This window comes from Pandoraea pneumonica, assembly GCF_902459645.1.
Taxonomy (GTDB): Bacteria; Pseudomonadota; Gammaproteobacteria; order Burkholderiales; family Burkholderiaceae; genus Pandoraea; species Pandoraea pneumonica.
In genome coordinates, this window is the sequence record NZ_CABPSK010000002.1 from 1,303,890 (window position 1) to 1,323,869 (window position 19,980).

Annotated in this window: 22 protein-coding genes; 16 read left to right on the forward strand and 6 right to left on the reverse strand. The window is 63.5% G+C overall.

Annotated elements, in window-relative coordinates:
- Positions 1-15: 15 nt before the first annotated feature.
- The gene (locus PPN31114_RS15045; protein ID WP_150680248.1) at positions 16-1,146 is read right to left on the reverse strand and encodes a Re/Si-specific NAD(P)(+) transhydrogenase subunit alpha; all 1,131 of its coding nucleotides are present in this window, start codon (positions 1,144-1,146) and stop codon (positions 16-18) included.
- A gap of 416 nt (positions 1,147-1,562) precedes the next feature.
- Here PPN31114_RS15045 and PPN31114_RS15050 point away from each other — a divergent pair, with 416 nt between their 5' ends.
- From PPN31114_RS15050 to PPN31114_RS15100, 11 genes are all read left to right on the forward strand, one after another.
- The gene (locus PPN31114_RS15050; RefSeq protein ID WP_150680249.1) at positions 1,563-2,039 is read left to right on the forward strand and encodes an NUDIX hydrolase; all 477 of its coding nucleotides are present in this window, start codon (positions 1,563-1,565) and stop codon (positions 2,037-2,039) included.
- Positions 2,036-3,208: a tRNA 2-thiouridine(34) synthase MnmA gene (gene mnmA / locus PPN31114_RS15055; protein ID WP_150680250.1), complete on the forward strand. Its 1,173-nt coding sequence runs from the start codon at positions 2,036-2,038 to the stop codon at positions 3,206-3,208. The genes PPN31114_RS15050 and mnmA overlap by 4 nt, the downstream gene beginning before the upstream one ends.
- Before the next feature lie 72 nt (positions 3,209-3,280).
- Positions 3,281-4,882 carry an FMN-binding glutamate synthase family protein gene (locus PPN31114_RS15060; protein ID WP_150680251.1) on the forward strand — a complete coding sequence of 534 codons (1,602 nt, stop codon included), beginning with the start codon at positions 3,281-3,283 and terminating at the stop codon, positions 4,880-4,882.
- A 216-nt stretch (positions 4,883-5,098) separates the two neighbouring features.
- Entirely contained in the window at positions 5,099-5,899 is an 801-nt protein-coding gene (locus PPN31114_RS15065; protein WP_246182550.1) for a helix-turn-helix transcriptional regulator, read from the forward strand.
- Positions 5,896-6,114 (forward strand): type III secretion system needle filament subunit SctF, encoded by a 219-nt coding sequence (gene sctF, locus PPN31114_RS26200; RefSeq protein WP_174988063.1) that lies wholly within the window; start codon positions 5,896-5,898, stop codon positions 6,112-6,114. Before PPN31114_RS15065 ends, sctF begins: the two co-directional genes overlap by 4 nt.
- Positions 6,111-6,542 carry a DUF1039 domain-containing protein gene (locus PPN31114_RS15075; protein ID WP_150680253.1) on the forward strand — a complete coding sequence of 144 codons (432 nt, stop codon included), beginning with the start codon at positions 6,111-6,113 and terminating at the stop codon, positions 6,540-6,542. The genes sctF and PPN31114_RS15075 overlap by 4 nt, the downstream gene beginning before the upstream one ends.
- Positions 6,539-6,886: a type III secretion system inner rod subunit SctI gene (sctI, locus tag PPN31114_RS15080; protein WP_150680254.1), complete on the forward strand. Its 348-nt coding sequence runs from the start codon at positions 6,539-6,541 to the stop codon at positions 6,884-6,886. The genes PPN31114_RS15075 and sctI overlap by 4 nt, the downstream gene beginning before the upstream one ends.
- The gene (sctJ, locus tag PPN31114_RS15085; RefSeq protein WP_150680255.1) at positions 6,883-7,707 is read left to right on the forward strand and encodes a type III secretion system inner membrane ring lipoprotein SctJ; all 825 of its coding nucleotides are present in this window, start codon (positions 6,883-6,885) and stop codon (positions 7,705-7,707) included. The genes sctI and sctJ overlap by 4 nt, the downstream gene beginning before the upstream one ends.
- 2 nt (positions 7,708-7,709) lie before the next feature.
- Positions 7,710-8,363, forward strand: coding sequence for a type III secretion system domain-containing protein (locus PPN31114_RS15090; protein WP_281350970.1), 654 nt, complete (start codon positions 7,710-7,712; stop codon positions 8,361-8,363).
- Entirely contained in the window at positions 8,339-9,028 is a 690-nt protein-coding gene (locus PPN31114_RS15095) for a hypothetical protein (RefSeq protein WP_150680257.1), read from the forward strand. Before PPN31114_RS15090 ends, PPN31114_RS15095 begins: the two co-directional genes overlap by 25 nt.
- Positions 9,021-10,154, forward strand: coding sequence for a TyeA family type III secretion system gatekeeper subunit (locus PPN31114_RS15100; protein ID WP_174988072.1), 1,134 nt, complete (start codon positions 9,021-9,023; stop codon positions 10,152-10,154). The genes PPN31114_RS15095 and PPN31114_RS15100 overlap by 8 nt, the downstream gene beginning before the upstream one ends.
- Before the next feature lie 104 nt (positions 10,155-10,258).
- Here the strand turns inward: PPN31114_RS15100 and PPN31114_RS15105 are convergent, their stop codons facing one another.
- The 5 genes from PPN31114_RS15105 to PPN31114_RS15125 form a co-directional block, all read right to left on the reverse strand.
- Positions 10,259-10,672 (reverse strand): InvB/SpaK family type III secretion system chaperone, encoded by a 414-nt coding sequence (locus PPN31114_RS15105; protein ID WP_150680259.1) that lies wholly within the window; start codon positions 10,670-10,672, stop codon positions 10,259-10,261.
- 155 nt (positions 10,673-10,827) lie between these two features.
- A complete protein-coding gene (locus tag PPN31114_RS15110; protein WP_150680260.1) occupies positions 10,828-11,079 on the reverse strand; it encodes an EscE/YscE/SsaE family type III secretion system needle protein co-chaperone in 252 nt (83 codons plus the stop codon).
- Positions 11,054-12,412 carry a type III secretion system inner membrane ring subunit SctD gene (sctD, locus tag PPN31114_RS15115; protein WP_150680261.1) on the reverse strand — a complete coding sequence of 453 codons (1,359 nt, stop codon included), beginning with the start codon at positions 12,410-12,412 and terminating at the stop codon, positions 11,054-11,056. Before sctD ends, PPN31114_RS15110 begins: the two co-directional genes overlap by 26 nt.
- Positions 12,409-13,968: an EscC/YscC/HrcC family type III secretion system outer membrane ring protein gene (locus PPN31114_RS15120; RefSeq protein WP_150680262.1), complete on the reverse strand. Its 1,560-nt coding sequence runs from the start codon at positions 13,966-13,968 to the stop codon at positions 12,409-12,411. The genes sctD and PPN31114_RS15120 overlap by 4 nt, the downstream gene beginning before the upstream one ends.
- A 2-nt stretch (positions 13,969-13,970) precedes the next feature.
- Positions 13,971-14,426 carry a hypothetical protein gene (locus PPN31114_RS15125; protein WP_150680263.1) on the reverse strand — a complete coding sequence of 152 codons (456 nt, stop codon included), beginning with the start codon at positions 14,424-14,426 and terminating at the stop codon, positions 13,971-13,973.
- 420 nt (positions 14,427-14,846) lie between these two features.
- Between PPN31114_RS15125 and PPN31114_RS15130 the strand changes: the two genes are divergently transcribed.
- The 5 genes from PPN31114_RS15130 (at position 14,847) to PPN31114_RS15150 (ending at position 19,961) form a co-directional block, all read left to right on the forward strand.
- Positions 14,847-15,506: a two component system response regulator gene (locus tag PPN31114_RS15130; protein ID WP_150680264.1), complete on the forward strand. Its 660-nt coding sequence runs from the start codon at positions 14,847-14,849 to the stop codon at positions 15,504-15,506.
- Between the two features lie 136 nt (positions 15,507-15,642).
- Complete coding sequence (locus PPN31114_RS15135; RefSeq protein WP_150680265.1) at positions 15,643-16,101, forward strand: hypothetical protein; 459 nt, start codon at positions 15,643-15,645, stop codon at positions 16,099-16,101.
- Positions 16,098-18,173 (forward strand): type III secretion system export apparatus subunit SctV, encoded by a 2,076-nt coding sequence (gene sctV / locus PPN31114_RS15140; RefSeq protein ID WP_150680266.1) that lies wholly within the window; start codon positions 16,098-16,100, stop codon positions 18,171-18,173. The genes PPN31114_RS15135 and sctV overlap by 4 nt, the downstream gene beginning before the upstream one ends.
- Position 18,174: 1 nt before the next feature.
- Positions 18,175-19,572: a FliI/YscN family ATPase gene (locus PPN31114_RS15145; RefSeq protein WP_150680267.1), complete on the forward strand. Its 1,398-nt coding sequence runs from the start codon at positions 18,175-18,177 to the stop codon at positions 19,570-19,572.
- Positions 19,548-19,961, forward strand: coding sequence for a hypothetical protein (locus PPN31114_RS15150; protein ID WP_150680268.1), 414 nt, complete (start codon positions 19,548-19,550; stop codon positions 19,959-19,961). Before PPN31114_RS15145 ends, PPN31114_RS15150 begins: the two co-directional genes overlap by 25 nt.
- The last annotated feature ends 19 nt before the right edge of the window (positions 19,962-19,980 follow it).

Here is a 19,980-nt window from a genome sequence, read left to right on the forward strand (position 1 = left end):
CTTATGTCCCCCTTCTTATGCGGCGCGTAATACCTGACCGTCGCGGCACATCAGGCACGCGGCGACGATGTCGTCGTTGGTATCGATGACGAGCTTGTTTTCCTTGTCGATCACCAGCTTGAGGAAGTCGAGTACGTTGCGGGCATAAAGCGCGGATGCGTCAGCCGCGACCATGCCTGCCAAGTTCGTGTAACCCGCAATCGTCACGCCATGCACCTTCACGATCTCGTCGGCCACCGACAGCGGGCAATTGCCGCCGCCGTTGGCACCACGTCCTGCGGCGAGGTCGATGATGACCGAGCCGGGCTTCATAGCCTTGACGGTGTCTTCAGCGATCAGCGTCGGTGCAGCGCGGCCCGGGATCAGGGCGGTGGAAATGACGATGTCGGCTTGCGTCAAACGCGTGTGCACCAGTTGCGACTGACGCGCGAGCCATGCGGCAGGCATCGGACGGGCATAGCCGCCCACGCCCTTGGCGATCTCGCGTTCTTCATCGGTTTCGAACGGCACGTCGATGAACTTTGCGCCGAGCGATTCGATCTGCTCGCGCACGGCCGGACGCACGTCCGACGCTTCGATCACTGCGCCCAAGCGCTTGGCCGTAGCGATGGCCTGCAAGCCTGCAACGCCCGCGCCCAGCACTACGAGGCGCGCGGCCTTCACCGTACCGGCTGCCGTCATCAGCATCGGCATAAAGCGCTGATAGAGGTTCGCGGCAAGCATCACGGCTTTATAGCCAGCGATGTTCGCCTGTGAGGAAAGCACGTCCATGCTTTGCGCCCGCGTGGTACGCGGCGCAGCTTCGAGCGCGAAGGCGGTGATGCCTGCGGCGGCCATGCGCGAGTTGTTCTCGGCATCGAAGGGATTGAGCATGCCCACGAGCACGCTGCTGCGCGGGATTTGTGCGAGTTCTTCCGGTGATGGGGCGCGGACTTTCAGGACGAGCTCTGCCCCTAAAGCCTCGGCGGCGCTGCCAATCGACGCACCTGCGGCGACGAAGGCTGCGTCGGGTACGCTAGCTGCGTCTCCGGCGCCATGGGCAACTACGACTTGATGTCCTGACGCGACCAGCTTTTTGACCGTTTCTGGCGTGGCCGCCACACGGGTTTCGCCGGCAAGCGTCTCGGCGGGAATGCCGATTCTCATTGCGTCTCTCCTTGGGTTTGTGAACTGATCTCATCAACGGCCAAGGAGCCGCAGCCAGTGCTGCCGGGGAGCAAGGCGGCCGGGGCGGCGCCCCGCGCCGGCCATATCGCCACTGATGACATTAGTCCTGCAACAAACCACTGCGAACGAACTACTGCACAAACCGGTAAGGCGGGACTGCCACTGCACACTGCTGGTGCTCGAAGCTTACCCGAAGATGACAAACGCGCCTATTGCGCGAAACGGCATATGGATATTCAGGTTTAACGGGGTGCCGCGCCTCGCTGGGCCGACCGACCGGTCGGTCGCCAGCGCCCTCGGCCGTCCTTTCCCCCCCGTTGTGAGCGCCAAACACCGCCAGACGGTAAAATGTCGCTTTTATCGGGGTAACGTCCCGCGACCTGTGAGGATGCGCCATGGATGAGCGCTGGAAGCCCAACGTGACGGTCGCGGCGGTTGTCGAGCGCGACGGCCGCTTTCTCTTCGTCGAAGAACAGAAAAGCGCGGGCCTGTTGATCAACCAACCGGCCGGTCATCTGGACCATGGCGAGTCGATCCTCGACGCCGTGCGACGCGAAGTGCTTGAAGAGACGGCGTACGTCTTCACGCCACGGCACCTGCTCGGCATCTATCTGGCACCGGGCCCGGGCGACATCACCTACCTGCGGTTTGCCTTCACCGGCGAGCTTGGCGAGCACGATGCCTCGCGCACGCTCGACGAGGGCATCGTGGGTACCGTCTGGCTCACGCCGGACGAGGTGCGCGCCCAGCGCGCGCGCCATCGCTCGCCGCTGCTGGAGCGGTGCGTGGACGATTACCTGCGGGGCGTACGATACGACCTCGCCATACTTCAGACCCATCCGGGCGTGACCGGAGGGCAAGGCAACACATGAGTCAAAAACGCGTAGTGGTGGGCATGTCGGGCGGCGTCGATTCGTCGGTCACGGCATGGCTGCTCAAACAACAAGGCTACGACGTCGTCGGTCTGTTCATGAAGAACTGGGAAGACGATGACGACAGCGAGTATTGCTCGACCCGGCAAGACTGGATCGACGTGGTGTCGGTCGCCGATTTGATCGGTATCGACGTCGAAGCCGTGAACTTCGCTGCCGAATACAAGGACCGCGTGTTCGCGGAATTCCTGCGCGAATACTCGGCGGGCCGCACGCCCAACCCGGACGTGCTGTGCAACGCGGAAATCAAGTTCAAGGCATTCCTCGATCACGCCATCGCGCTGGGCGGCGAGACGATCGCCACCGGGCACTACGCCCGCGTTCGCGAACGCGAAGGGCGGTTCGAGTTGCTCAAGGCCGTCGATCATACGAAAGACCAGAGTTACTTCCTGCATCGTCTGAATCAGCATCAGCTCTCGCGCACGATGTTCCCGCTGGGCGAAATGCCGAAAACGAAGGTGCGCGAGATCGCAGCGCAGATCGGCCTGCCGAATGCCAAGAAGAAGGACTCCACGGGCATTTGCTTTATCGGCGAGCGCCCGTTCCGCGACTTCCTGAATCGCTATCTGCCGACGAAGCCGGGCCCGATGAAGACGCCTGACGGCGCCGTCGTGGGCGAGCACGTCGGTCTCGCGTTCTATACGCTCGGACAGCGCAAGGGCATTGGCCTGGGCGGCAGCCGCGATGGCTCGGGAGAGCCGTGGTTCGTCGCACGCAAGGACATGGCGAACAACACGCTGTACGTTGTGCAAGGTCACGACCATCCGTGGCTGCTCTCGGGCACGCTGCAAGCCGAAGACGTGTCGTGGGTGGCGGGCGAAGCCCCTGCGCAGGGTCTGCGTTGCGGCGCCAAGACTCGCTATCGTCAGGCGGACGCGGCCTGCGAAGTGGTGCAGGCGAGCGGCCAAGCGCTGACGTTGTCGTTCGGCGAGCCGCAATGGGCGGTCACGCCGGGCCAGTCGGCCGTGCTTTATGACGGCGATATTTGTCTGGGCGGCGGCATCATCGCATCGACGACGGCCATCGACCCGTCAGACGTGCGCGCAAGCAGCACCGCGTCGAACGCCGCGAATCAAACGATCCTCAATACGCACCTCAACACGAATTAAAGCCGCCGGCGCTCGCCGGGGGGACACCCGGCAGCGTGCCGGCGTGTGTCCCCCCCAAAGCAAGGAGGTTTCATGTTTTCGCGCCGATTCCTGGCACTGTGGCTGGCTGTCGCGTTGCTCGTCGCAACGCTTGCGTTAGTGCTGTTCGACGGCTGGCATCCGCTCTGGCCGTTGCCGTTTGCGGCGTTGGTGGCGCTCGGGGCATGGGACGTGGTGCAGCAACGCCACGCAGTGTTGCGCAACTACCCGCTGTGGGGACACTTCCGCTTTCTGTTCGAATTCATTCGTCCGGAAATTCGCCAGTATTTCGTTGAAGACGACACCTCCGAGACCCCGTTCTCGCGCGCGCAGCGCAGCATCGTCTATCAGCGCGCCAAGGGAGATGTCGATAGCCGGCCGTTCGGCACCGAAATCGACGTGAAGGCCACGGGCTACGAATGGATCGCCCATTCGCTCGCGCCCACCGTGCTCGACACGCACGACTTTCGTATCACCATCGGGCCGGACCGCGCCCAGCCGTACTCGGCGTCGATCTTCAATATTTCGGCGATGAGTTTCGGCGCGCTGTCGGCCAATGCCATCCGCTCGCTCAATCGCGGCGCCAAGCTCGGCAACTTTATCCACGACACGGGCGAGGGATCGATCTCGCCCCATCACCGCGAACAAGGCGGCGATCTGATCTGGGAAGTGGCGTCGGGCTACTTCGGCTGCCGCAACGACGACGGTACGTTCAACGCCGAGAAGTTCACCGCGCAGGCGACCACGCCGCAAGTGAAGATGATCGAGGTGAAGCTCTCGCAAGGTGCTAAGCCCGGTCACGGCGGGGTGTTGCCAGCCGCGAAGATCACCCCTGAGATTTCCGCCACGCGCGGCGTGCCGATGGGGCAGGACTGCATCTCGCCGTCGCGTCATAGCGAGTTCTCCACGCCGCTGGGGCTGCTGCAATTCGTCGAGCGCTTGCGCAATCTTTCGGGTGGCAAGCCGACCGGTTTCAAGCTGTGCATCGGGCATCCGTGGGAGTTCTTCGGCATCGTCAAAGCGATGCTGGAGAGCGGCATCCTGCCCGACTTCATCGTGGTGGATGGCTCGGAAGGCGGCACCGGCGCCGCACCGTTGGAATTCACCGACCATGTGGGCGCGCCGCTTCAAGAAGGGCTGCTGCTCGTCCACAACACGCTCGTAGGCGCTGGGTTGCGCGACAAGATTCGCATCGGTGCGTCGGGCAAGATCGTTACAGCGTTCGACATTGCACGCACGCTCGCGATTGGCGCCGACTGGTGCAATTCGGCACGCGGCTTCATGTTTGCCATCGGCTGCATTCAGTCGCAGAAGTGCCACACCGACCGCTGCCCGACCGGTGTGGCTACGCAAGACCCGCTGCGCCAACGTGCGCTTGTGGTGCCCGATAAGGCCGAGCGTGTGCATCAGTTCCACGAGCACACCTTGCATGCGTTGCAGGAGTTGATTCAGGCGGCCGGGCTCGCGCATCCGTCGGATCTGCGGGCGCATCACATCGTCAAACGGGTGTCGTCCAACGAGATTCGTCTGATGTCCGAGTCGCTGAAGTATCTCGAACCGGGCGACTTGCTGCGCGGGCAATTCCGTTATCAGCTTTATGAGAAGTACTGGCCGATGGCGCGCGCCGATAGCTTCTCTCCGGCCCCGGTGGCCTGAGCAAAACCGCAAAATGTTCGCGGATGAAAAAACGACAACCCGGCGCAAAAACGCCGGGTTTTTTCATGTTTTCGACAAACGGAGCGCAATCGCGATAACGCAGCGGCGACGCCACTCACTTTAAGGTCTCTACCGGATGACATTCACAAGCGCACCCGCCTATCTTGCGGGGACTGACTTTGTTATCCCGCCCTGAACTTCCGTACAGGAGGACCTATGAGTACGGTGCGCTTTCTCATCAGCCACCACGACACCAATCTGAAAGTGAATGGTCTCGTGCAAGCCTTGCCCGCCGGTAGCATGACGGCAACCAGTTCCGACGCCGTCACCGATTCCCCAGATCGAACGACAGCCCACGACTTTCACGTGTGCGACTTGCAGGCGTTGTATCCCGATGTTGTCGACCTGCTCGACCGGCGCCCGCTCGGTGTCTTTCACCGGCAGGCCGCGCGTACGCTACTGCTCGAACCCAGCATGCTCGATGTGGCGGTCGCGTTGCAGAACATCGACCGCATGGCGATGCTGCGCTTCTTCTACGTTTATTGCCTGTGCCGCGATCAGCGATATTTCTCCGCGATGCTGCGGCAGTCGATCGCAGGCAGTCATTCGCTGTTCGATTTTGTCGAAGCCAATTTCCACAAACCCTGGCCTGTGGGGCGTTTAGCCGATGAATTCGGCATGCCGCTGCGCAAGTTCCGCTATCTCTTCCAACAAACCTATGGCATGCCCGCCAAGCAATGGCTGCTCGAGCGACGTTTGCGGCTCGCGCGCGATTTGCTGCTGTCGACTCGGCACAAGGTGCTCGACATTGCGCTGGAATGCGGTTTTACGAATCACGCGCATTTCACCGACACGTTCCGCAAGCGCTTCGATTGCGCACCTACGGAAATCCGGCTGGGGACGCCGCCACTGCGTGGCGGGCAGCGCGTGGCGATGACCCGTACCGATGCTTACGCCGCGCTGCGCGCGGATCTCGTGGCCGGACATGGGGCACTGGTAGACGAGGAACTCGCGTGAACGTCGAGGAAATCAATAGCCAGTTCGGCGAGTCGTCGCGGCGTATTTCAGAACAGGCCATGCAGAGTTTGCGCACGCGTAAGCTCGACAATCCGTCCGACCTGATTGCCGTGCAGTTCGAATTGCAGCAAGCCACCACGATGTATGGCATGCACAGCGCGATCATCAAGCTCATCAAAGACACGCTGATGGGCATCATTGCCAAGATTGCATGACGCCCGGCACCTTTGAAATCACACCGGTTCCGCAAGTTGCCAGCCCTCACGAAGTGGGGCGATGGCTCGATGCGTCGACCCGGCAGATGATCGTCGAACTGGCTTTTGCAGGCGCGTGCCACGGCATGACGTGCGAAGCGCGAACGATTCTCGGCGCCTTGCCGCATCTCGTCGACGATACCGTCACACAGCATTGGCTTCATGCGGCGTTGCTGTTGGCGCTCGGCGATACCGATGCGGCGCGTAACGCGCTCGCCCGTGATGACGAGGGCGATGTTTCCGCCGCTGCCACAGTTAATGGCGCATCGGATCTCGCCGCAATGCAGGCGCTGCATCAGTGGCTGGCCGCCATGCCAGCCGCGCCAGCAAGTGCGAACGATGCCTCGCGCAGCATTTCCACTTCCTTCTCCCGTATCGCCAAATCATGAGTGTCGATTCGATTCACGATAGCGTGCAGCGACTTTCCGCTGCGAGTTTGCCATCGGCCACGCCAACGCCTTCTGACGACAGCGACGCTGCGCGTTTTGCCGGGGCTCTAGCGCATGCCACGCCGTTGCCTGAGCATCACTTGCTGAGTGCTGCCAGCCAGCTCGCCGAAAATACCAACGACTTGACGACGCGCGCGACGCTCGACAGCCGCACGATCAACGATCCGCAACAGCTGCTCGCGTCGCAGCGCGAACTGACTGAACGTGTGCTGTCGCTCGAACTCGTCGCGAAGGTTGCCGGTGCCACCACGCAAGGCGTGAACAAACTCGTTCACATGCAATGAAGCGGGTATCGATACGTCGAAGTACCGCAGTGCTGGTGCTCGCGCTTCTGGTGTCCGGCTGCAAAGAGGATTTGCATCGTGCGCTGGGCGAGACCGAAGCCAATCAGATGCTCGCGTTGCTCCTCATTTCGGGCGTGGACGCCGATAAACGCGCCGAGACGACGGGCGCGACGGTGCGCGTGGCGCGAAGCGATTTTGTGCGAGCGGTCGAAGTGTTGCGTCAGCACGGTTTGCCGCGCGAGAAGCGTGCGTCGGTGGAGGATGTCTTCCCACCGGGGCAACTCGTCAGTTCGCCTGTGCAGGAGCAGGCGAAGCTCGTCTACCTCAAAGAACAGCGTCTCGAGCGCATGCTCGCGGCACTCGACGGCGTGATGATCGCCGAAGTCTCGATTGCCCAAGTCCCTGTCGATTCCGCCGGGCGCGCGACATTGCCGCCCGGCGTTGCCGTTTTCGTGAAATACAGCCCGGAGATCAACATGACGAAGCGCATGACCGATATTCGCAGCCTGATTCACGACAGCGTGCCGGGCGTCGCACCGGAGCGCATCAGTGTGGTGATGCAGCCCGCCGACTATCGGCTGCCGCGTTCCTCGCTGGCATCGGACAGCACGCGTGACGCAACCGCTGCAACCACACCAAGCGGTGCAAGCAACACGAACCGCACAAACAGTCCAAACAGTACAAACGGCAGCGAGCCAACTGGCCGTCGCTTATCGGGTCGGCAATGGTTCTCAGGCATTGCCGCAACGCTCGTGCTGATCGTTGCGACGGCGCTCGGTCTGCGCATGCGTTCGAAGGGAAAGCGGGTAGCGCAGGCGTGATGATGCGATCACCCCATGCCAGCGCAATACCTGAGGTGGTCACACAACTCGCGAGGCTCATCTGGCAACCCGGGCGCTACATGCATGCCCGTTGGTGGCAGGTGTTGGACATGTCGGCGTGGCAGTCCGCCTACCGGCAGCGACCGGCAACACGAGCGTCGATCGACCGTCAACTGATTGCACGCCGCGGGTGGCCGGACAGCACAAGCGCACTAGGTGCCGCGCTCACACCAAGCAACGCGGCCTGTGCCGTGCTTCACCTTGTTCCCAATCTCCGCCGTGTGGCCTTGGCTCACGGCGTTCGCGCGATGGGATGTCCGGACTACTTGCTGGTCGGACACTACCGGCGTGCGCTTGCGCCTTGGCTCGATGCACGGCAATGCGACCGGTTGCTGCTCACGCGTCGTGACTGGCCGACGCCCTCGGTATTGCCCCCGGAGCAACTCGTCGACGCGGCCCTTGCAACGACGGGCGCGTGGCTCGACGAGATGCAGGTGAGTGCCTCTCCCGATATTGCCGCCGCGCATCGTGCGATGCGTGTTTTGTTGCCGCCAGGTGATTCGTTCACGCGCTCGGGGCAGGTGCCCGTGTCGGATGCGTGGGCACGGCTGGCGGCGTTGGAGAAGATGCTATGTATGTCGTCGACTACCCGCTGACGTCGATAGAACCGATTCATGGTCCGGTCCCACCGGGCCCTCTCATTACGCGCGAGACGCTCGATCTGATGCGCGATCAATCCCGATGTCGTGACCAGTGGCTGGCGGAAGCACGTGCCTGCCGCGACGCCGCCTATGCGGAACGCGAGCGCATGCAGGCGGAAAGCGAAGCCATGCGTTCGGCAATGCTCGACGAGGCTCGCGCGCAGGCAACGCAGCACGCGACGCAGCAGGCGGAGGAAGCGCGGCGTACCGCGCTCGCCCAGGCGATCGATTGGCTAGTCGACGAAGCCGCCATGGAGCGCGCGACAGTGCAATCGTTGGAGCGACGCATTGCCGATGCGATGGTCGGTGCGCTTTCGAACTTCGTCGCCACGCTCGACATCGGCGAGCGTTTTGCGCATCGCGTGGCCAAAACCCTGCCTTCGCTCGTGCGCCACGGCGCCTTAGTGCTGCATGTGCCGCCAGTGCATCACGCGTCGGTGGCGAGTGCGCTCCGGCGGGCGGATATCGTGCTCGCGTGCGAGCCCGACCAGGCGCTCAGCGGTCATCGGGCACGCCTGGAAAGTGAATGGGTGACGCTTTGTATCGACCTGGATGCCGATCTTTCGGCGGTTGTCGACAGGTTGCGTGTGGTGCCGAATCTGGAGGTCGCTTATGGTTGATGGCGTCCAGAACCCGGCGCAGGCAAGACCTGCCACGTCCAGCGAGAACCGCGCACTAGAGAGCATTCTCGATGACGAGATGCTCGAACTCGAAGGCGCGTTGCCGGACGTTGGGCGAAGCGCGGTACGCCAGCCCGCCAATGCTGTCGGCGGCTACGTCGCGATGATCGAAGCGGCCATCGCGCACGACGACGATGCGGCACTCGCCGAGTCGCAAGAGAATCTCAGCCTGGCGCTGGGAGTGCGTTTCCGGCGCCCGGGGCGAGCCGACCCGCGCGACGACAAAGCCCGCGCCCGCGCGTTGCTGGAGCAACAGACGCGGCGCCTCTCACGCGTCAATCGCGCCCAGCTCGATGCACTGCGCCAGCAGCTACGCGATCTTCCTCACTCGCCCGACCCTGCCGAATTGATTCGCCGCGCCAGTTTGTCCGGCGGTCACGCCGCGCTAGTGGTCGCCGCGTGGCTTGCGGACGATAACCTGCACCCAGCGGTGCGCGCCCGTTTGCGTCGTTTGCTCGGCGAACTGACATCGGGCGACGACTGGGCCATTGAAGCCTTCGCCGCGCTCGAATGCGGCAATCCCGGCACGGCGTTGCTCCAGCAACTCAAAACACTGTATCGCCAAGCCCACGGTCAGCAGCGCTCGCTCGTGCAGTGGTTCGACGAGTGCCGTCGGTTCGGGCAACGACGCGCCCGTTTGCGGGCACTGTTGCAGGCCCTGGGGCTGGAACTTGGGGCACAGAATGCCGACGCTGACACGGCCCATCTTGCGGGCGTGATCGACGATCTACGGCGCGTCGTGTTGTTTCTCACCCTTGAGTCGACTTGCGAGCAATCCGCTGCGGCGCTGCGCACCGCCGGATATGCGGCATGCGAGACCGACACGATGATTGCTGAAATGCTCACTGTGCTCGACCAGCCGTGGGCGGGGGGCGAATGGTTTGCGCAGCGGGCTTCGTATCTGGGCATGACGTCGTTGGCCACGCAGTACGCGTTCGCTCGGGAACTCACCCTTTTGGTGAAATCTGCGCACGAGGGGTGTTTTCGCGACGAGACACAACGCGACGCACTGAGCGAGGCGCTCGATACCTGGCGCACGAATCTCGCGCAAGACGAACTGTGGTGACGTTTGACGCCGGGGTGGCGCGTTGTGAAGGCCGCCTGCGCCGGCGGCCATGAGGGGAATGAAGTCGTTAGAGAAGACGCGGGGCGCGGCGCGCCACTGCCTAGTCAAGCCCGCAGGTGTTCGCGGCACAGTTTGATGCGGTCGTAGAAGTCCGTGAGCGCTTGAGCGAATGGCTCCGGCTCGGAGGAAGCGTCCTCGTTCACCAGCGCGTGGAGCACGAGCCGGTTGTCTTGTGCACGCAGTTGCACGTGACCGGTGATGGCCCATTCGGCAGGTTCGATCAGCAGTTGGAGAAGGCGCTCGCTGTTGGCGCGATGCAGTCGCGCGGCCTCGTCGGTGGCGACAATCGAGTGAAGTCCGCAGGTATGCTGTTCCAGCGTTTCCACAATGATGCTCGGCGACGCGTTGAACGTCAGTTCGATAGGGGAGTGATTGTCGACGGAGTGGATCTTGCCCGGATCGCAGCCGATCAGCTTGAGAGCGTCTACAAGGGTCTGCGCGAGGTCGTGACGTGGCATGGTGTACGTGCTCTTAAATGGTGACGGTAGTGTGTGGCCTCGGGCATTTCGCGAGCGCACGATATGGCGAACAAAATAGCGAACGATATGGCACGCGCGAAGGCCGCGGTGCCGAATGTTCACACGCGGTGGCGTCGCCGACTTTCGTTACGTGATCATGGTTGTCGCTTCCCGGCGTGGCCGTACGAAGAACCAAAGCGCTGGGTGAGTCGCGTCAGAATTTTGATCGCCGCGTCGAGCGCCTCGGCCTGAATTCGCGCGTGTTGATGTGCCCCGGGAGATAACGGCGACTGGAGTGCGTCTTTCAGTTTTCGCTCGGCATGTTTGAGTTGTGCGAGCTTGTTGGCCGTGGTGTCGAGCGGCGATTCGGCAAGCTGGTCCTCAATCTGCGTCAGTCGTAGCGTCATAAGTGGACTCCGGTGTCAGTGGCAAATAAAACAATCGCTCGTGCGCCGCAATCGACACGCCATCGGCCGCAACGGCCACGACATGAGCACCGCCTGCCAGCCTTGCCCCGGTCATGAGCCGCGTTCCGTCGGCGAGAGTGATATGGGGTGCGTCGGGCGATCCGCCAATGCTGGCGAGCGGCGCAGGCAGTCCTGTCTCGGCCAGCGTCGGCATACGTACGGGCAAAGGTTCGATGCGCAGACGCAGCGTGCGTGATGCGTCGTTCCATGTGTCGGCGAGTGACTGCAACGCCGCTTCACGGCGGGGCGACAGCGGCCCGGTGATTCGCCAGCCGTCGCGCTCGCGCGTCACGTTGATCCCGCGTAGCTGACCGGCGTCTTTCAGGTGTTGCACGACGGTATCGAAGCCGTCGGCTTCGTCGTTGTCGACGCGCCAGCCGTGCGGCAGGTCGAGTCCATCGAGGGCGTCCGACGTGGCTCGCCAACGTGCGTCTGCTACGAACGCCCCGCTAATCACGATTTCTCCGCCTGGCGCGAGGCCGACATAGGCCGAACCGTAGCCGTATAGCCTGAGCAGCGTTTGAACGGATTGGATCAGGTCGGCCGGGCACCATGTCTCATCCCGGATGGCACGTCCCGACTTGCGTGCTTCGGCGCGTAGGCGCGCGCGTGCATCCTCGGGGACGCAGCCACCCGATAACTGCACCGCGTTTTCTGAAACCGACACCGAGACGCCGGGTGCAATGCGAGCGGCCAGCAAGTTGAGTGCGTCGGCGTCGGCCGGGGGCGCGATGACGTTGGCGGCGCCGGTGCGCCACACCATTGCCCCGGCTGCCATGACGGCGAGCGAAGTGAATGCCGCCGCTAACCAAGTCATCGTTCGAAGGCGGGCTGGCCGCGACCATCGCGGGGACGCGGTCGTTTGCGAAGGCAAGGGCATCGATGTGTCGAGCGGTGGGGCGGTCGAGACGACACGTGCAGGGCGTCTGGGTAGCGGCACGGGCAGATCGGCGTCTGCATCGCTCAACCAGAGGCCGAGGCCAGCCAGATCGATCACCGAGTGCAGCGGCAACAGCGGCGCGGCATCGACGCCTATTTCGCGCTCCTCGCTGTCCTCGTGCAGCGCCAGCGGTGCGCCGTCGATCCAGACCGGGACGGCCGTCAACAAGCGCACGCCGTCGTCCCCGACATGCAGCAGCGCCGTGACGCCGCATTCCAATGCCATCGCGATATCGGAGTCCTCGGCGCCCAGCGAGAACTCGCCCGGTGGCAGAGGCAATGCGCGCCCGGCGAGCGGGCCGTCGAGCAGGGTGAGCGTGTACATCGTCGTCATGCTTTCGGTTCGCCAGTCGTCGGCTCGGCTTTGATCAAAAACAGCCGGATAACGCTCTCGTTGCGGTTGGTCGTCGAACTGAACAGCCGTCCGAGAAACGGGATATCGCCGAGCAACGGGATCTTGCTCTCCTGCTCGTGCTGAGTGTCTTGAACGAAGCCGCCAAGCAACAGGCTTTGCCCGGCTTGCAGCGTGGCTTGCGTCGATATGGCGGAGTTGCGAATCGATGGCACGTCGTTGCGCGAATCTCGCGGACTGCGGATTTCCCCGCCATCTTCGATGTTGAGCGTGAGCATCACTTGTTCGTGTCCGCTCGCTTCGTCCGGCACGAGCCGCGGCGTGACACGCAACAGCGAGCCCGACGTCACGCTTTCGAGCTTGGCCACTTTCTCGCCGGTGACTTTCGTATAGAACGTCACACTGCGATCGAGCACCGCCTGCATGTTGTCGAGCGTGACGATGGACGGGCGCGAAAGCACACGCGCTTTCGAATTCCGCTCAAGCGCGGAGAGATTGACCATGAACTTGTTGGTGTCGCCGACCACCGCAGAGAACGTGCCCTGATCGCCGCCGCCATCGTCGCGAAGCTGCCCGCTGTTCAGGCTCAAGGTACCGAAGCCGCCGAATCGCGCGCTCCCCGCAATATCGACGCCCAATTCGGCGATATCGCTGGCGTTCACATCAATGATGGCGACCGAGATGTCGACGAGGCGGGGGCGTACGTCCAATTGCGCGATGAGGTCGGCGTACAGCGGCAGGTTGCGCCGCCGCTCGCGCACCACGACGGCGTTGCGGCGCGCGTCGGCCGAAAAGCGTGGCGTGTTGGCGCGCGGCGGACTTTGCGTCACATCTGTGGTAGCCCCCGCGACGGGCACGAGCGGGCCAGCGCCGAGTATCAGGTCCTGCAATACGCTGACGACGCCCGGCACGACGACTTCCTGTCCGCGATAAGAGTACCTAGTGTCGGCGGCCGTCGCGAATTTAAGGGGAAAAATCTCGATGGTCTCTTCGCTCTCTTGCTGATCGCGTGCGTCGCGTTCCAAATGCTCGGCAAGCATCTTCACGGTTTCAAGGCACGCGGGTACGCCGGCAATCTCCAGCGCCCGGGCGGCAGGAATGGCCCGTGCGACGCAGTGTTGCGGGTGAAGCACCCCGGCGTTGCGCAAATGCGAAAGCAGATCGTCCGGCGACGCATAACGCAGTGACGTCACCTGTCGCGCCGCTTCGCTGGCCTTATCGATGTGCAACGTCTGGCCGTTGAAATACCACGAAAGCCGATAACGTTCGGATAACGCGTCGAGCGTCGCCTGAGGTGAACCGGGAGGCAGCGTGCCGACAAAACGGTCGGTGACCAATGCACTGACGAGCGTCGGTACGCGGTGATGCGCGCCGAAGTCGCGCAATAGCTCGGCGAGGGGGGTGCCCGCGCTCTGGAAGAGGAATGGGCCGCCTTGCCAGAGGGGCACGGTAGGCGCAGCGGGTGGCGCAGACATGACCGCCGTGCTGAGCAGCACGGCGGCGAGCGTGAGGAGTGGAATCGAGCGACGTGTCCCCATGGTCATGACCGGCGCATTGCGGAACGTGAGGGACTTGAGGAGGGTGCCGATGCGCCGTGCGCGGGATGCGTAGCGGCCTTGGGGGCGACGAGCTGGCAGGCAAGCATCTGGCGGCGAAGCTGTGACTCGACGATGGCCGGACACGCGTCGCTGGCGAAGCGATGCACCCACCAAACCTCGCCGTGAGCGATGCACAAGCTGTCGTCGCGAAGATCCGGCTGCGCTGCGATCACCAGCGCGAGGTGCGTGAGCCAGCGTGGCGGCGGTATTTCGTTGCCGGGGGCGATTGCGCCTGCCCGATGGTGCGTAGGCACCGGTATGCCAGTGGCCACACAGTAGCCGACGTCGTCGGAGACGACCCAGCCACGCTGGTCGTCGAGATCGATGAGGTGACGCGCGCCTTGCACGTCGCGCGGGGTAATCCAGTCGAGCGCGGCGAGCGCAAAGGGCAAACGCATACGTGGAGGAGAGTGTCGGGAGTGAGGAGGGAACACGCAAAACGACCCGTGAAACTACGCAAAGCGCGAGGGCATCGATGTCGGTCGAAACCTCTGTCGGATGCGCTCATTCCCGGGAAAGACGCGACGAAAAACCACACGATCGGCCAGCACTGCGCGCTAACCATGTTCGGCGAACGAGGACAATCCGAATGGGTGGCCGACGCCCGCAAAGACCGAAATTGTCGCGCACGGGATGGCGGGAGTCATCCGGCGCAGACCTGATTTGACGGTGCCTCACACCACTTAAGGGCGTTCGCCTAACGCCATGTCGTGCGCAGGAGACGGGAGGAATCCCGAGAGTCTGCTAGCTAATTCGGATACCAAAATTATGGTCAAAAATCCGTATATCCATAAATCGCAAATGTCCAGGAGTCGGGAATGACGGGATGCACAGGGGTAATCGTTGTAGAGGACCACGAGTTGCTGGCAGATGGGATGTGTCGGCTCGTCGAGGTGGATCTCAAGTGGCGTGTGTTAGCCCGTGTCGGTAATGGGCTCGATGTCTACCGCGCCTGTCAGGTGCATCGGCCCGACTTGATCATGCTCGATCTCGGCTTGCCGGGCATGGATGGCATCGACGTGATTCGGCAGTGCTGTCAACGCTGGCTCGGCCTGCGGGTATTGGTCCACTCGGCGAGCGACGACGGTGAGCGTGCGCGGCAGGCGCTCGATGCGGGCGCGGCAGCGTATGTCCTCAAAAGCAGTGCGCGCGATACGTTGATTCAGGCGGCTAGACAGGTGATGGCCGGTCGGCGCTTTATCGATCCCGCCGTGTTCGGCGTGGTGCGTTCGCCGACGCAGCCCTCGGCGCTGTCGTGTGCTTGCGACAACGACACCCCGGAGCGCCTGCTCACCCTGCGTGAGCGTCAAGTGCTCAAACTCGTCGCCGAGGGGCAGCGCAATCGCGATATTGCTGCGCTGCTATCGATCAGCATCAAAACGGTAGAGACACACCGGCTGAATATGATGCGCAAGCTCGACGCACATAACGTGGCCGACATCGTGAATTGGGCACACCGCCTGCGCATGATGTTGTGACCATCGGGAGGTGCCACGCATCGGATCGAAGTTCAGGTATGCGCCGGATGGTCGGGCAAGCGCGCCCGAGCGACCATCGCCGTGGTTTTCCCCCTCCCACTCTCCGAGCACCTGGCCGGTATCCGGCGCACGCCGCATGCACGTTTCCCCGATCGATCTCCAGACGCAACGCAAACTCGAACAGCTCGTCGAACTGATGGCGCTGCCGCCGCGCGCTATCGAACCGTGCATGCGAGTCAGCCTCTCGCCTTGTTTGCTCATGATCGAGGCGGGGACGCCGGGCGTAACGCTGGCACTGACATTGATCGACCGGGCGGCGCGTGCGGAGCGCTGGCTGCCGCTGCTGCTGCAAACCTGCGCGCCCGAGTGGAGTCAGGGCATTCCGGTGAAAGCCTGCGTCGCGCAGGGGCGCCCGATGCTGATCGCCACGCCGCCTGCTGCGTCTCGTATGCAGGCTGGCGACTGGCTGCAATGTCTCACGCGCATGCGGCGGGTGCTCGAGCGTATCGACCGCGAGCAGCAGCGCGACGCATCGTGTTCCGCTGATGCATCGAGCGCTCGCGCGGCGAGTCTGCCCCGGGAGCCACACGCATGACACGCCTGATGTCGTGGCTCAGCGCAGCCGCCGGTCGGCAGGACATCGTGCTCGCCGCGTTGTTGCTCGTCACCGTACTGATGATCATCATCCCGATGCCGCCATCGGTGATGGACATGCTTATCGCGCTGAATCTTGCTGTGTCCCTGCTGCTCCTGATGGTGGCGTTGTACGTCAACGAGCCACTCGACTTCTCAGTTTTCCCCTCCGTCCTCTTGATGACCACGCTGTTCCGGCTCGGGCTGACCATCAGCACCAGCCGGTTGATCCTGCTGCGCGCCGATGCGGGAGACATCGTCTACACGTTTGGCGATTTTGCTGCGGGCGGCAACATTGTGGTGGGGATGATCGTGTTCCTGATCATCACGGTTGTGAACTTCATCGTGATTACCAAAGGGTCCGAGCGCGTCGCGGAAGTGGGGGCGCGGTTCTCGCTCGACGGCATGCCGGGCAAACAGATGAGCATCGACGGCGATCTGCGCGCTGGCACCATCGACGCGTTGGAAGCGGGACGCCTGCGCCGTGTCGTGCAGAAGGAAAGTCAGTTCTATGGGGCGATGGACGGGGCGATGAAATTCGTCAAGGGCGACGCCATTGCCGGGCTCGTCATCATCGTCGTCAACTTGCTGGGCGGCATCGGCGTCGGCGTGTTCATGCACGGCATGAGTGCGAGCGAGGCAGGTTCGCTTTACACCATCTTGTCGATCGGCGACGGACTCGTCTCGCAGATTCCCGCGCTGCTGATTTCGGTCACCGCGGGCATTATCGTGACGCGCGTGCCCGGCGAGCAACGGCACAACCTTGCGCGGGAATTGACGGATCAACTGGCCGCGCAGCCCCAGTCGTTAATGGTGGCGGCGGTGGTGCTGGTGCTGTTCGGCTTGATTCCCGGCTTCCCGATGCATTACTTCGTTTTGTTGGCCGCGATGTCGGGCACGGCGGCTTGGTGGGTGCGTCGTCGCGCACGGGAAGGCAGCAAGACCGCAGACGGCACGAGCGCAGACGGGGGCGCGGACGCGGCGAATGCAGGCCGTCCCGGCGCACAGCCGCTGCAAGTGCGCGTGGGCGGTGCGTTGGCAAGCGCGTCGGGTGGGGCGAGTGTGCTGAGCGAGAAAATCGATGCCCTGCGCGATCGGAAATTCGAGCAATTCGGCGTGCCGATGCCGGAAGTGTGTTTGGTGATCGATGCGACGCTTGCGCCGGACATGCTCGACATCCAGCTCTATCACGAGAGTGTGTTGAGCGTCGTCATGGCACCGGACATGGCGATGGCTCAGTTCGATGGCGAGCGTACGGCCGTCATGTTGCGCGAGCTCGTTGTGGACGACTTGCCGAGTACGCCGGTGCCGTTCGGCGGACACCGGCTGTACTGGCTGGCGCACGCGCAACGCGACCTTTGGCGCGCGCATGGCGGTGCTGCGATGGAAGGGGCCGATCGGGTGGCGCAGTGCGTGTCGCTGGTGATCGACGCGCACGCGGCCGACTTCCTAGGCGTGCAGGAAACGCGTTTCTTGATGGACGCCATGGAAGACCGGTACGGCGAACTCGTGAAGGAATTGCAACGTCAATTGCCGATTAACCGCACCGCCGAAGTCTTGCAGCGATTGGTCGCGGAAGGCATTTCGATTCGCGACCTGCGGCGCGTATTCGAGGCGCTGATCGAATGGGCGCCGCGCGAGCGGGATCAGATCATGCTCACCGAATACGTACGGCTCGGCCTTCGCCGCCACATCGCGCGGCGCTTTCGCCATGGCAATGCCCAGATCGCCGGTTGGAATGTCGGGCAAGGGATCGAAGACGTGGTGCGTGCGGCCGTACGACAGACGTCGTCAGGCTCGTATGCCGATTTGAACGTTGAGCAAACGGAAGCGATTCTGAATGCCATCGACGACATGCTGGCCGTGCATGACGGGACCCCAGCGGTGTTGTTCACCGCGATGGATGTGCGCCGCTTCGTGCGAAAGCTTGTGGAGCGCGAACGGGCCGATCTGGCGGTGCTGTCGTTTCAGGAAGTCGCCGACGAGCCGCAAGTGCGCGTGCTGGGCACGATCGATCTGCAAGGGGCGTACTGAGATGCGCCAACCCGATGCCATTCGTGTTGCGAATGCGTTGCGGCGCTCGCTCAAAGCGCGGCGCAAAGCGTGTGACGAGTGGCGTGCGGCCCCGGGGCGCGATATCCCGCACGGACGCATCGACAAAGTGACGCCGAATGCGCTGCGTGCCCGACTGCCGGGGGCGTCGCTGGGCGAGCAGTGCCGCATTGTGTCGCCGGTTATCGACGCCGAGGTCATTGCGGTGGAAGGCCCGCACGTCTGGCTGTCACCTTATGCGGAGCCGCGCGGCGTCGCCAATGGCGCGCTGGTGTACGCGCTCGGCACACCGTCGCAGGTCGCCGTTGGCGAGCATCTGACAGGGCAGGTGCTCGACGGTCTGGGGCGCAGATTGGACGGGGCGAACGAATCTCCACTGCCGGATGACTTGTGTGAAAGGGCACCAGAAGACTTCCCACCGCGCGGCATCGTTTGGCGTGCGCTAGAGGCCCCGCCGCCACCGGCGATGACGCGTGCGCTGGTGAGCGCGCCGCTGCCGCTTGGCATCCGTGCCATCGACGGGTTACTGACGTGCGGCCGGGGGCAGCGGCTCGGCATTTTCGCGGCGGCCGGGGGCGGCAAAAGCACGTTGCTTGCGATGATGTGTCAGGGCACGCAAGCCGACGTGATCGTGCTCGCGTTAATTGGCGAGCGCGGGCGGGAAGTGCGTGAGTTTCTCGAACACGCGCTCACACCTGCGGCCAGAGCGCGCACGGTGTGCGTCGTGGCGACCTCGGATCGTCCGGCGCTAGAGCGCATGAAGGCCGCCTATACCGCGACGGCCATCGCAGAGGCGTTTCGCGATCAGGGCAAGGACGTGCTGCTGCTGATGGACTCGCTCACTCGCTTCGGCCGCGCGGTACGAGATATCGGCATGGCCGCAGGCGAGCCGCTGGGGGCCACTAGCGGGCTTCCGCCGAGCTTCTATGCCCGTCTTCCGCGATTGCTCGAGCGTGCCGGTACCGCCGAGCGCGGTAGCATCACCGCGTTCTACACGGTGCTGGTCGAGGGGGACAACCTCGATGAGCCGCTGGCCGATGAAGTCCGCTCGATTCTCGACGGTCATATCGTGCTCTCGCGCCGTCTCGCGCAAGAAAACCACTACCCCGCCATCGATATCGCAGCGAGCCTGTCGCGTGTGATGGGCAACGTGGCTGGCAAAGGACACGTCGCGGCGGCCGCGCGAATACGCCGTGCGATGGCGCTTGCCACCGAGGTCGAGTTGCTCGTGCGCGTCGGTGAATATCAAACCGGGCAAGACCCGGATACGGACGATGCACTCGCGCGTGTTTCCGCTATCAAGGCGTTTCTGTGCCAGTCGCAGGGCGATATCGCGCCGTTCGACGAGACCCAAGCATGGCTCGCCCGTCTCGCGAGTTGAAGGACATGGCACAGATCGCCGCGTTGGCGTCACTCGCCCGGCGACGAGAGGCGAGCTTGCGCGCCGCCGTGGCACACGCTGTCCAATCGCTCGACGCCGCGGAGGCAACGCTAGCGCAGCGGCGCCGCGTGTACGAGGCACAACGGCAACGCTGGCACGACGCGCTCGCGCGTAGCGGGGTGTACGGTCAGCGCGCGCTTGGGACAGCCAGCCATGGTGTCGAGGCCGAACGCGCGGCACTGGCCGGTGCGCTCACGACTAAAGAAGCCGCCGCCGCAAGTGCGGCGCAAGCACGGTCGAATTTGCAAGCGCAGCGCGCGCTGCTGCAAGAAAACGCACGCAAGCAGGAAAAGCTTCGCGAATTGCTGGCGTCGTTGCAGGCGTCGTAGCGGTCGTCGCTTAGGGCCT

Coding starts and splice junctions, on each gene's coding strand:
- PPN31114_RS15045 (WP_150680248.1), bottom strand. CDS start 1,146: ATGAGAATCGGCATTCCCGCCGAGACGCTTGCCGGCGAAACCCGTGTG.
- PPN31114_RS15050 (WP_150680249.1), top strand. CDS start 1,563: ATGGATGAGCGCTGGAAGCCCAACGTGACGGTCGCGGCGGTTGTCGAG.
- mnmA (WP_150680250.1), top strand. CDS start 2,036: ATGAGTCAAAAACGCGTAGTGGTGGGCATGTCGGGCGGCGTCGATTCG.
- PPN31114_RS15060 (WP_150680251.1), top strand. CDS start 3,281: ATGTTTTCGCGCCGATTCCTGGCACTGTGGCTGGCTGTCGCGTTGCTC.
- PPN31114_RS15065 (WP_246182550.1), top strand. CDS start 5,099: ATGAGTACGGTGCGCTTTCTCATCAGCCACCACGACACCAATCTGAAA.
- PPN31114_RS15075 (WP_150680253.1), top strand. CDS start 6,111: ATGACGCCCGGCACCTTTGAAATCACACCGGTTCCGCAAGTTGCCAGC.
- sctI (WP_150680254.1), top strand. CDS start 6,539: ATGAGTGTCGATTCGATTCACGATAGCGTGCAGCGACTTTCCGCTGCG.
- sctJ (WP_150680255.1), top strand. CDS start 6,883: ATGAAGCGGGTATCGATACGTCGAAGTACCGCAGTGCTGGTGCTCGCG.
- PPN31114_RS15090 (WP_281350970.1), top strand. CDS start 7,710: ATGCGATCACCCCATGCCAGCGCAATACCTGAGGTGGTCACACAACTC.
- PPN31114_RS15095 (WP_150680257.1), top strand. CDS start 8,339: ATGTATGTCGTCGACTACCCGCTGACGTCGATAGAACCGATTCATGGT.
- PPN31114_RS15100 (WP_174988072.1), top strand. CDS start 9,021: ATGGTTGATGGCGTCCAGAACCCGGCGCAGGCAAGACCTGCCACGTCC.
- PPN31114_RS15105 (WP_150680259.1), bottom strand. CDS start 10,672: ATGCCACGTCACGACCTCGCGCAGACCCTTGTAGACGCTCTCAAGCTG.
- PPN31114_RS15110 (WP_150680260.1), bottom strand. CDS start 11,079: ATGACGCTACGACTGACGCAGATTGAGGACCAGCTTGCCGAATCGCCG.
- sctD (WP_150680261.1), bottom strand. CDS start 12,412: ATGACGACGATGTACACGCTCACCCTGCTCGACGGCCCGCTCGCCGGG.
- PPN31114_RS15120 (WP_150680262.1), bottom strand. CDS start 13,968: ATGGGGACACGTCGCTCGATTCCACTCCTCACGCTCGCCGCCGTGCTG.
- PPN31114_RS15125 (WP_150680263.1), bottom strand. CDS start 14,426: ATGCGTTTGCCCTTTGCGCTCGCCGCGCTCGACTGGATTACCCCGCGC.
- PPN31114_RS15130 (WP_150680264.1), top strand. CDS start 14,847: ATGACGGGATGCACAGGGGTAATCGTTGTAGAGGACCACGAGTTGCTG.
- PPN31114_RS15135 (WP_150680265.1), top strand. CDS start 15,643: ATGCACGTTTCCCCGATCGATCTCCAGACGCAACGCAAACTCGAACAG.
- sctV (WP_150680266.1), top strand. CDS start 16,098: ATGACACGCCTGATGTCGTGGCTCAGCGCAGCCGCCGGTCGGCAGGAC.
- PPN31114_RS15145 (WP_150680267.1), top strand. CDS start 18,175: ATGCGCCAACCCGATGCCATTCGTGTTGCGAATGCGTTGCGGCGCTCG.
- PPN31114_RS15150 (WP_150680268.1), top strand. CDS start 19,548: ATGGCTCGCCCGTCTCGCGAGTTGAAGGACATGGCACAGATCGCCGCG.